Origin of the sequence: Alistipes sp. CHKCI003 (assembly GCF_900021155.1) — a bacterium.
Taxonomy (GTDB): domain Bacteria; phylum Bacteroidota; class Bacteroidia; order Bacteroidales; family Rikenellaceae; genus Alistipes; species Alistipes excrementavium.
Genome location: NZ_FCNT01000085.1, coordinates 15,933 through 27,232 on the forward strand (window position 1 = coordinate 15,933; position 11,300 = coordinate 27,232).

An 11,300-nucleotide genomic window follows, 5' to 3' on the forward strand; every position below is an offset into this window, starting at 1 on the left:
CCGTGAACCGTGAACCGTGAACCGTGAACCGTGAACCGTGAACCGTGAACCGTGAACCGTGAACCGTGAACCGTGAACCGTGAACCGTGAACCGTGAACCGTGAATCACGGCGGGGCGGGAATGAATTTGAAAATAGAAAAACGCCGGCTGTCCTCCACAAGGCAGCCGTCCACACGAAGATATGAGCGGCGAAGAAAAACACTGGTATGGGCTGAATGTAACCTATGCCTGCGAAATAAAGGCGAAAAAACGGTTCGATGCGCAAGGCATCGAATGCTTTCTGCCGATGCGTTATGCGGAACGCAGTTTCAGGGGCCGGACCAAGCGGCTGCTCGTTCCGGCGTTCCGCAATCTGATCTTCGTCCGCACGGACGAAAAGACGCTGCGCGCCCTCGTCCGGCAGGGAGATATTCCCGTGCGCTGCCTCATGGACCGGGCGACACGACGTCCGGCGGTCGTCTCCGACCGCGAAATGGCCGACTTCATCGCCGTGGCCGAAAGCGGTCTGCCCGATGCCGCGCCGCTCGCGGCCGATGCGCAGACCTTGCGCAGCGGCGAGCGCGTGCGCATCGCCGAGGGGCCGCTCCGCGGCGTCGAAGGGCTCCTGCTCCGCTCCGGCAACGGGGAACGGATCGCCGTGCAGGTCGCGGGCGTGGCCGTACTGACGGTTACGCTGCCCGCGCAGTCCGTCGAGAAAATCGAAAGCAACCAACCACAACCCACTACAAAACAATGAAAGGTATCGTTCTGGCAGGTGGATCGGGAACCCGCCTCTACCCCATCACCAAAGGCGTGAGCAAACAGCTGCTCCCCATCTACGACAAACCGATGGTCTACTACCCCATCTCGGTGCTGATGCTCGCCGGCATCCGCGACATCCTCGTCATATCGACCCCGACCGACCTGCCGGGATTCCGCCGCCTGCTGGGCGACGGATCGGACTACGGCGTGCGGTTTGAATACGCCGAGCAGCCTTCGCCCGACGGTCTGGCGCAGGCGTTCATCATCGGCGAAAAGTTCATCGGCGACGATTGCGCATGTCTGGTGTTGGGCGACAACATTTTCCACGGAGCCGGCCTCTCGGCCCATCTGAAGGAGGCCGTGCGCAACGCCGAGCAGGACGGCAAGGCCACCGTCTTCGGCTACTGGGTGGACGATCCGGAACGCTACGGCGTGGCCGAATTCGACGGGGCGGGCAACTGCCTCTCGATCGAAGAAAAGCCCGAACATCCGAAGTCGAACTACGCCGTCGTGGGGCTCTACTTCTACCCCAACAAAGTGGTGGATGTGGCCAAACGCATCGCCCCGTCGGCCCGCGGCGAGCTGGAGATCACGAGCGTCAACCAGCAATTCCTGCGCGACGGCGAATTGAAGGTCAAGACGCTCGAACGCGGATTCGCATGGCTCGACACCGGCACGCACGACTCGCTGGCCGAAGCCTCGATCTTCGTGGAGGTGATCGAAAAGCGGCAGGGACTCAAGATCGCCTGTCTGGAGGGCATCGCCTACCGCAACGGCTGGATCGCCGAGGAGAAGATGCGTGCGCTGGCCCAACCGATGCTCAAGAACCAGTACGGCCAATACCTGCTGAAGGTGATCGACGAACTGAAGCGATAGACACGCGCTCCGCGAGGCGGCGTCTGCGGGCAAACGGCCGATCCGCGGCAGCCGCGCCCGAATGCAGAGACGAACCCGGAAAAACGCGAACGATTCCAAGAGAGAACAAGCGATGAAAGTGATAGAGACGGATATAGAAGGCGTAGTGATCCTCGAACCCGATGTCTTCGGGGATGCGCGAGGATACTTCTTCGAAAGCTACTCGCAGGCCCGATTCGACGCACAGGTGCGGCCCGTGCGGTTCGTGCAGGACAACGAGTCGAAATCGAAACGCGGCGTACTGCGCGGCCTGCATTTCCAGAAGGGGCGCGACGCGCAGTCGAAACTCGTGCGCGTCGTGCAGGGCGCGGTGCTCGACGTGGCGGTCGACATCCGGCGCGGATCGCCCACGTTCGGCCGGTACGTCGCCGTCGAGCTCACCGGCGAGAACAAACGGCAGTTCTTCGTGCCGCGCGGATTCGCCCACGGCTTCTCGGTGCTGAGCGGCGAGGCCGTGTTCCAGTACAAGTGCGACAACTTCTATGCCCCGCAGTCCGAGGGGGCGATCGCATGGGACGATCCCGATATCGGGATCGACTGGCGGCTCGCGCCGGAAGAGGTGCTCCTCTCGCCCAAGGACAGCGCCCACCCGCGACTGAAGGAGGCGCCCGAACTGTTCGACTACAATACGGATTACTATGCTTAACATACTCATCACAGGCGCCAACGGGCAGCTCGGCAGCGAATTGCGGCGGCTCGGAGCCGCATCGCGGCACCGCTATGTCTACACAGACGCGGCCGAACTCGACATCACCTCCGAAGAGGCCGTGCGCCGCACGATCCGCGACGAGCGGATCGACGCGATCGTCAACTGCGCGGCCTACACCAACGTGGACCGGGCCGAGGAGGACGAAGCGACGGCCGATCTGCTGAACCACCGGGCGGTCGCCATTCTGGCCGGCGCCGCGAAGGAGTACGGCGCCACGCTGATCCACATCTCGACGGACTACGTGTTCCGCGGCAACGGCAACACCCCCTGCCGCGAAGAGGAGCCGACCGACCCGCTGGGCGTGTACGGGCGGACGAAGCTCGCAGGTGAAGCGGCGGTGCAGGCATCAGGATGCAAATACCTGATTTTCCGCACGGCATGGCTCTACTCCGAATTCGGCAACAACTTCGTGAAAACCATGCTGCGCCTCACGGGCGAACGCGAGCGGCTGACGGTCGTGTTCGATCAGGTCGGCACGCCGACCTATGCGGCCGATCTGGCCGAGGCGATCTTCGGCATCCTCGAAAACGGCGCTTACGAAGGCCGCGAAGGCATCTATCACTTTTCGGACGAAGGGGTCTGCTCGTGGTACGACTTCGCCCACGAAATCGCACGCATAGCAGGCCGCACGAACTGCGAGATCCTGCCCTGCCACTCGTCCGAATACCCCTCGAAAGTCCGGAGGCCGGCCTTCTCGGTGCTCGACAAGAGTAAAGTCAAACAGACGTTCGGCATCGCGGTCCCCCATTGGCGCGACTCGCTGATACGCTGCATGCAAAGATTGAAATAAAGACACCCAACGATATGAAACGCAATATTCTGATCACCGGCGGAGCCGGATTCATCGGGTCGCATGTCGTGCGGCTCTTCGTAACGAAATACCCCGACTATCGGATCGTCTGCCTCGACAAGCTGACCTATGCGGGCAACCTCGCCAACCTCAGCGACATCGAACAGCGCCCCAACTACGTCTTCGAGAAAGCGGACATCTGCGACTTCGACGCCGTATGCGGCATCTTCCGCAAATACGACATCGACGGGGTGATCCACCTCGCGGCCGAGAGCCACGTGGACCGCTCGATCAAAGACCCGTTCACCTTCGCCAAGACCAACGTGCTGGGCACGCTCTCGCTCCTGCAGGCCGCACGCCTTCACTGGGACGGCCGGTGGGAGGGCAAACGCTTCTACCACATCTCGACCGACGAAGTATACGGAGCGCTCCGGTTCGACGGTTCGTTCTTCACGGAGACGACCAAATACGATCCGCACTCGCCCTACTCGGCCTCGAAAGCTTCGTCGGACCACTTCGTGCGGGCGTTCCACGACACGTACGGCATGCCGACGATCGTAACCAACTGCTCGAACAACTACGGACCCTACCAGTTTCCCGAGAAGCTGATCCCGCTGTTCATCAACAACATCCGCCACGGAAAGCCGCTGCCCGTCTACGGCAAGGGCGAGAACGTGCGCGACTGGCTCTACGTCGAGGATCACGCCCGCGCCATCGACCTGATCTTCCACAAGGGACGGATCGCCGACACGTACAACATCGGCGGCTTCAACGAGTGGCGCAACATCGACCTCATCCGGGTAATCATCCGGACGGTGGACCGCCTGCTGGGCAACGCGGAGGGCGCGTCGGACCACCTGATCACCTACGTCGCGGACCGCGCCGGCCACGACCTGCGCTACGCCATCGACTCGAGCAAGCTCAAGAACGAGCTGGGCTGGGAGCCGTCGCTCCAGTTCGAAGAGGGCATCGAGAAAACCGTCCGGTGGTATCTCGACAATCAGGAGTGGATGGACCGCATCACCTCGGGCGAATACGAGAAATACTACGAAAGCATGTACCGGAACCGGTAGCGTCCGGACGATTTTCACGACACCATAAGCAACGAAACGAAGAATGAAACGATTTGTAATTTTACTGGCTGGCGCACTGCTGAGTTTCGGGTCGGTCTGCGCCCAGAAAGTGTCGGACACGCAGGCCATCGAATATGCGAAGGAGTGCTACGGTCAGGGGCTTTCGATGGAACAGGCCGTGAAGGTGCTCCAGCAGAAAGGCGTCTCGATCGAACAGATGAAACGGCTCAAGACCCAGTATGAGAACGGCACGCTCGACATCGACCGACAGTCGGGCAAAACGTCGCGCGAACGAACGAACGCCTCCCTGACACGCACGGTGCAGCGGACGGCACAGATGAACCAGACGGACTCGCTCGCCATGGGACTGGACAATACGCAGAGCATGCAGAATACGCCTGCCGACTCGCTCGACCGCATACAGCCTCCAAAGATGACTCGTCTGGATTCGCTGAACCGGATCTACGGACACGATCTGTTCAACAACGCCAAACTCTCGTTCGAACCCAACCTCCAGATCGCCACGCCCGACAACTACGTCATCGGCCCGGGCGACGAACTCGGCATCGCGGTCTACGGCTCCTCGGAGGCCGATCTGTCGCAGACCGTAACCCCCGAAGGGCGCATCTACATCAGCGGTCTGGGGCCCGTTTCGCTCAAGGGGCTCACCGTCGCACAAGCCCGCACGAAACTCCGCAAGGAACTGGGACGCATCTTCGGCGGACTGACCGACGGCTCGGCCTCGGTGGATGTAACGCTGAGCGGCATCCGGAGCATACAGGTCAATGTGATGGGCGAGGCGACCGTCCCGGGCACCTACACCCTGCCTTCGCTGGCGACCGTCTTCCATGCGCTCTATGCCGCGGGCGGCGTAACGAACACCGGTACGCTGCGCGCCATCAAGGTCATACGCAACAACCGAACCGCAGGCGAGGTGGATGTCTACCGCCTGCTGATCACCGGCGACAATTCGGGCGACATCGTGCTTCAGGACGGCGATGTGGTACTCATCCCGCCCTATGTCAATCTGGTCTCCATCCACAAGGGCGTGAAACGTCCGATGCGCTATGAACTGTTGCAGGACGAAACGGTCGCCGACGCAATCGAATATGCCGGCGGCTTCACCAACGACGCCTTCCGCAAATCGCTCAACATCATGCGGCAGGACGACAAAGGCCTCAAATCGTTCAACGTCGATTCGGCCGACTACGCCCGTTTCGTGTTGGCCGACGGCGACAAGGTGGCGATCGGCCAGCGCTACCAGCGTTCGGAAAACAAGGTGATCGTCGAGGGAGCCGTCTACAATCCGGGCACCTATGCCATCGACGACGAGGTGAAAACGGTCAAACAGCTGATCGAAGCGGCCGACGGTCTGCGCGAAGACGCCTTCCTCGACCGCGCCCTGTTGCAGCGCGAGATGCCGGACTGGACGCTCGAAATGGAGTCGGTCGACCTCAACCAGCTCTATGCCGGCCTCATTCCCGACATCGAACTACGCCCCAACGACGAACTCTACGTCGCGTCGAAGACCGACATGCGCGAAGAGTATATCGTGAGCATCGCAGGTCCGGTGGCTCTGCCGGGCGACTACCTCTATGCCGAGGGCATGACCGTCAAGGACCTCATCGTACGCTCGGGCGGTCTGCTCGAATCGGCGTCGCTGGTCAAAGTGGACGTTTCGCGCCGCATCAAGGACCCGCACAGCACCGATTATTCCCCCGTGCGCTCGCAGCTCTTCACCGTAACGCTCGGCGACGGTTTGCAGACCGAGGAGGGGAAAGACCTCATTCTGGAGCCGTTCGATCAGGTCTACATCCGCAAATCGCCCTCGTACAATATGCAGAATACGGTAACGCTTCAGGGCGAAGTGCTCTTCGCAGGCTCCTATGCGCTGGAGAACACGGGCGTGCGCGTGTCGGAGATCATCGCCAAAGCCGGCGGCGTAACGCCCGCCGGCTTCATCGAGGGAGCTTCGCTCGAACGGCAGATGACGCCCGAGGAGCAGGACAAGATGAACGAAATCATGTACATCCTCTCGCGGCAGGCGTCGCGCAAAGACTCGGTGGACACGAACCTCTTCAAACAGACCTACCGGCACTACAACGTCGGCTTCGACCTGAAGGCCGCGCTCGAAAAACCGGGCTCTCCGGCGGACATCATCCTCCAGCCCGGCGACATCATCACCGTGCCCGAGTACAACGGAACGGTGCAGATCCTCGGCTCAGTGCTCTACCCCAATGCCATCGCCTACGAGAAGGGCAAGAAGCTCGACCAGTATGTCAAGGCGGCCGGCGGATACAGCCCGCTCGCACGACGGAACAAGGTCTTCGTGCTCTACATGAACGGTACGGCCGCCACGGGGCGCAACGCGAAGATCGTCCCCGGATGTAAGATCGTCGTGCCGATGAAGTCGAGACAGGCGGGTGTAAGCATCAGCGAGATACTCGGCATCACCTCGACCACCGCCTCAATGGCTTCGATCGTCGCCTCGATGGCCAATATGTTCAGATAAACCGATAACGACGCGACACCAAGATGCAAAAAAACAATACCGACACCACGCAGCAGCCCGAAGAACGGGAGATCGACCTGATCGACCTGATCCGCAAACTGTGGCTCGAACGCATGTTCATCCTCAAAGTAACGGGCGTATTCATCCTCTTGGGGCTGCTGACGGCCCTGACCGGATCCAAGGAGTACACGGCTTCGTGCCAGTTCGTACCCCAGACCAGCAAGAACGCGAACAACTCCAGCATGGCGCGCCTCGCCTCGCTGGCCGGAATCAACATGGGAAGCCTCGCCACCGGCGAACAGCTGCTCTCGCCGTTGGTCTATCCCAACGTACTGAACAGCATCGCTTTCAAGCGCGACCTGTTGCAGACGCAAATCAGAATCAATGGCGAAGAGGAACCGATCACGCTGCTTACGTATCTGAGCGACAAGAAATATCGGAAATTCTCGCTGACGGGGACGATCCTGAAGTACACGGTCGGACTTCCGGGGCTGATCGTGCATGCGATCAAGGGGGAGCCCGAAGAGCAGGAGACGATCGCGGACGAATCGTTCGTCGTCCTGACCAAGGAGGAGTACACGGCGGTCCGCGCCCTCGAATCGGTCATCGGGATCGAGGTCGAAGAGAAGAAGGGCTACATCGCGCTCTCGGCCCAGATGCCCGAGCCATACGCCGCCGCACAGGTCGCGGAAAGCGCACTCGAACTGCTGCAAAAATACATCACCGAGTTCAAGGTCGACAAGGTGCAGAGCAACCTCGAATTCATTCAGGAACGCTACGACGAACTCAAGAAGGAGTACGAAGAGATTCAGGAGCAGAGGGCCGCCTACAAGGACGCGAATCAGGGAATCTCCACGAGCCGCGCACGCACGAACCTCGAAAAGCTCGACAACCAGTATAATCTGGCTTACAGCATCTATTCGGAGATGGCGACCCAGCTGGAACAGGCCAAGATCCAAGTGAAGGAGACCACCCCGATCCTGACGGTGATCGATCCGGTTTCGATGCCGATCAAGCCGTCCAAACCGCGCAAGATGATGATTCTCGTGGGTTTCACCTTCCTCGGAGGCGTGGCGGCCTGCGGTTATGTGCTCATCGCCCCCACGCTGCGCGAAGCCTTCGCTTCGGCGCGCAGAAAAGACGGGGAGGAGCCGCAACCAGAAGAGTCCGCCAAGCAATAAACCCGCAACGAAATGTCGGAACGCAAGGTGCGACAGCGTAACTTACACGCGGAACTGCCGGACGCAGTCCTGCTGCGACTGCTGGCGGCAGGACTGCGCGGAGAGCCGCATCCCGTGCTGCCCGGGACGGTGCCCCCCGAAACGTGGCTGGAGGTTTTCCGTCTTTCCGCCGCGCAAGGGGTGCTGGCCCTTGCGTACGACGCCCTGCGCCGTCTTCCGGCCGCACAGCAGCCTCCCCGGGAGCTGATGCTCCGCTGGGCCGTGAACACGGACCGGATCGAACGCCAATTCGCACACCGGCAGCGGGCTCTGGAGGATCTGGCGGCTTTCTACGCTTCGCACGACATCCGCCTGATGCTGCTCAAGGGAGCCGGTCTCGCCGCGCTCTACCCCGTGCCGGCCCACCGCCCCTGCGGCGACATCGACATCTGGCTCTACGGACGCCAGCGCGAGGCCGACCGGCTCGTGCGCGAGGAGCTGCGCATAGCGGTCAGCAACGACGTGCATCACCACACGATCTTTTCCTACAAAGGCGTGATGATCGAAAACCATTTCGACTTCCTGAATCTCTGGTCGCACCGTTCGAACCGCGAACTGGAACGGCATCTGCACCGTTTCGCAGAAAAGGAGGGCGGCCGGCTCGCCGTCGGCGACCGGGAGGTCGCCCTGCCGCCGCCCGACTTCAATGCCCTGTTTCTGATGCGCCACATGGCCGTACATTTCGCGGCGGTCGAAATCGGACTGCGCCACCTCGCGGATTGGGCCATGTTCCTCGAAGCCGACGGTCGGAAGGTGGACTGGCCCACGATACGGGCCATCTACAAGGAGCAGAACATGGACCGTTTCGCCGATGCGGCGACGGCGATCTGCGTCGAACGCTTGGGCGTGTCCCCCGACCGGGCCTACGACTATACGCAGGACGAGGTCCTGCAAAACGAACTGTTGAACGAAACGCTCCATCCGCTCTTCTCGGAGAAGCATCCCGATCGCGGCATCGCAGCCCCCGCCCTCTTCAAGCTCCGCCGCTGGTGGGCTAACCGGTGGAAACACCGCCTCGTGTACAAGGATTCGCTCGCAGGCAGTTTCCTGTGGCTCTGCTGGGCGCATCTGATCCGTCCGCGATCCATCATCAAATAACAAGCGGAGGGCACATTCGGGCAGGAAGAGGCGAATCGCGGTGCGCACTACCGGTCCGTGTGCAGAACTCCGCCTGCCGGTAGGGCTGCTGCAAAAACTTACGGGCACTGCGGCAGCCGTTCAGCAGCGAAAGACCCTGCACGACAACGACCGTACAGGCGCAGAAGCAGGGAATCCCGAATCGCCGCGACATTCGCGCAGACTACGACAAGCAAAGCCCCCCGACCGCCGCGCGGCAGCCATACACGCAGCGACGGGAACAGAGAGCCGGTCATCTCGACAACCTACAGGCAAAGCGATCAAAGGCATCGGCGGTTGAACCGATGCTCCGCTTCGAACGAATGGACCGTGGCGAAAATCGGTTTGCGGACACCAGTCGAAAAGCAGGATCATCATGCAGCCCGACACGCCGGATCGTTTGCCATATTCGAAAATACGGATATTTTTGCATCATACAGAAGCGAGGCATAGCGATATGAAAGTAAGTGAAATGAAACTGTTCTATATATTGTTTTTTTGTTTGCCGATGGTTGCTTGCCGGTATGGGGCGGATATTCGGAACGAGTTATCCCGGGCGGAAACTCTTCTGCAAGACGCTCCCGACAGCGCCTTGAACATCCTGCAAAGCATCGAGCCCGACAAGATCCGAAAAGACCGGATACGCGCGGAATACGCCTTGCTCTATTCCATGGCGCTCGACAAGAACTATATCATGGTCGAATCCGATTCGTTGATCCGGATCGCCCGCAATTTTTATCACGATTCCGGCGATATTCGAAGACGCTATCTGTCCGACTACTACTATGGGCTGGTCTTGTACAACCGGCAGGAACATGCCGAGGCCCTCGTGCATTTTCTCGCCGCGGAAGACGACTGTCTGAAACTCGGCGATCCGTATTTATCGGGGCTGTTATATACTCAAATCAGCAACATATACAGATCCGCATACGATTACTCCAATTCGCTCGTATATATTAAGAAAGCCTATGATAATTACCGCCGGGCCGGTAAAACCCGTCATTGCGGATATGCGTTGTCCGATATAGGAGACGCCTATGCGCAACTCGAACGCCCCGATAGCGCCGAGTTCTATTATCTGTCCTCGTTGGATATTACCGAATCGGTGCGCGATACGGCCATGATGCGGGCGACGCTCTGCTATCTGGCTCTGGTATATATAAATAACAAGGAGCCGGAAAAGGCCGCTACGACATTATGGAGAATCCGGCGGCAGTCGGATACCGATTGGGATGCTTGGGAATATGTCGTCATGGCGACGGCACAGCAAATGATGAACCATCTCGACAGCGCCCTCTATTATTTGAAGCAGGCAGATATTCCTTTCGACGATTCCCGGGGAAAAGCTCATTGGCGCCTTTCGGCCGCGAATATTCATATGAAAACCGGCGAATATCGAAAAGCCGCAGAGGAGTATCAATACTGTGCCGCCGTTCAAGACTCGTTGGTTCGCATTGCCCTGCAACAATCTTACGCAAGTCTGCACCGCGATTTTATAAGCGAACGCCAACATGCGACGATGAGTGCCCTGTATGCGATGAAGCATCGGTTTCGGTTATCCGCAATGGCTGCCGCAATATTCATTCTCTTTGTAGGATATATTGCGTATATCAATTATCGCAAACGCCAACAAACTCGGGCGCAATACATCGAAGCGATCGGAGAAATCCGAAAGGCCAACCAACTCCTGTTTCGGAAACTCGAAAAGCGCAAAATGCTGGAAACACAAGAGCTGCGGCACCTCATGAAGGAGCGGTTCGGCGTAGTCAGCGAACTTGCGGCGACCTATTACGAACGTCGGGGAACGGATGAGCAGAAAGCGATATTCGGCAAAGTGAAAGCACTGTTGGATTCCTATGCTTCGGATAAAAAGGGAAAGGAAGAGATCGAAAAAGCCGTGAATCTGTGTTACGACGACGTAATGGTGAAAATACGCCAAGAGCTCCCTTCGCTGAAAGAATCCGAACTCGATCTGCTGCGTTACATATATGCCGGATTTTCGTTACGGGTAATCAGTGTTTTTACCGGCGACAGCCTCAATTACACTGCGGTGAAAAAATCGCGTCTCAAGGCTAAAATAGCAGCATCGGACGCTCCGTCGAAAGCCTGCTTCATAGATTTAATGTCGTAATTATTTGTATGTCAAAACAATACCTCCTCCCGAAAAGAACGATTAAAATATAAACCGCTGTGAATCAATTATTTATTGATATGTAATAATTA

At 59.1% G+C, this 11,300-nt stretch carries 9 protein-coding genes; all 9 read left to right on the top strand.

Annotation, left to right across the window (positions count from 1 at the left end; genetic code table 11):
* Positions 1–182: 182 nt before the first annotated feature.
* The 9 genes from BN3659_RS10745 to BN3659_RS10785 all read left to right on the top strand — a co-directional run bounded on the left by BN3659_RS10745 (position 183) and on the right by BN3659_RS10785 (position 11,208).
* Complete coding sequence (locus tag BN3659_RS10745; protein ID WP_091536880.1) at positions 183–737, top strand: UpxY family transcription antiterminator; 555 nt, start codon at positions 183–185, stop codon at positions 735–737.
* On the top strand, positions 734–1,618 hold the full coding sequence (rfbA, locus tag BN3659_RS10750) for a glucose-1-phosphate thymidylyltransferase RfbA (protein ID WP_091536882.1): 885 nt from the start codon (positions 734–736) through the stop codon (positions 1,616–1,618). The genes BN3659_RS10745 and rfbA overlap by 4 nt, the downstream gene beginning before the upstream one ends.
* Before the next feature lie 112 nt (positions 1,619–1,730).
* Positions 1,731–2,303: a dTDP-4-dehydrorhamnose 3,5-epimerase gene (gene rfbC / locus BN3659_RS10755; RefSeq protein WP_091536883.1), complete on the top strand. Its 573-nt coding sequence runs from the start codon at positions 1,731–1,733 to the stop codon at positions 2,301–2,303.
* Positions 2,296–3,156, top strand: a complete 861-nt coding sequence (gene rfbD / locus BN3659_RS10760) for a dTDP-4-dehydrorhamnose reductase (RefSeq protein ID WP_091536884.1) — start codon at positions 2,296–2,298, stop codon at positions 3,154–3,156. The genes rfbC and rfbD overlap by 8 nt, the downstream gene beginning before the upstream one ends.
* A gap of 14 nt (positions 3,157–3,170) precedes the next feature.
* On the top strand, positions 3,171–4,229 hold the full coding sequence (rfbB, locus tag BN3659_RS10765) for a dTDP-glucose 4,6-dehydratase (protein WP_091536885.1): 1,059 nt from the start codon (positions 3,171–3,173) through the stop codon (positions 4,227–4,229).
* A 43-nt stretch (positions 4,230–4,272) separates the two neighbouring features.
* Positions 4,273–6,741: an SLBB domain-containing protein gene (locus BN3659_RS10770; RefSeq protein WP_091536886.1), complete on the top strand. Its 2,469-nt coding sequence runs from the start codon at positions 4,273–4,275 to the stop codon at positions 6,739–6,741.
* A 23-nt stretch (positions 6,742–6,764) separates the two neighbouring features.
* Entirely contained in the window at positions 6,765–7,922 is a 1,158-nt protein-coding gene (locus tag BN3659_RS10775) for a Wzz/FepE/Etk N-terminal domain-containing protein (RefSeq protein ID WP_091536887.1), read from the top strand.
* A gap of 12 nt (positions 7,923–7,934) precedes the next feature.
* The gene (locus BN3659_RS10780) at positions 7,935–9,059 is read left to right on the top strand and encodes a nucleotidyltransferase domain-containing protein (protein WP_091536889.1); all 1,125 of its coding nucleotides are present in this window, start codon (positions 7,935–7,937) and stop codon (positions 9,057–9,059) included.
* A 394-nt stretch (positions 9,060–9,453) separates the two neighbouring features.
* Entirely contained in the window at positions 9,454–11,208 is a 1,755-nt protein-coding gene (locus tag BN3659_RS10785; RefSeq protein WP_091536890.1) for a hypothetical protein, read from the top strand.
* The last annotated feature ends 92 nt before the right edge of the window (positions 11,209–11,300 follow it).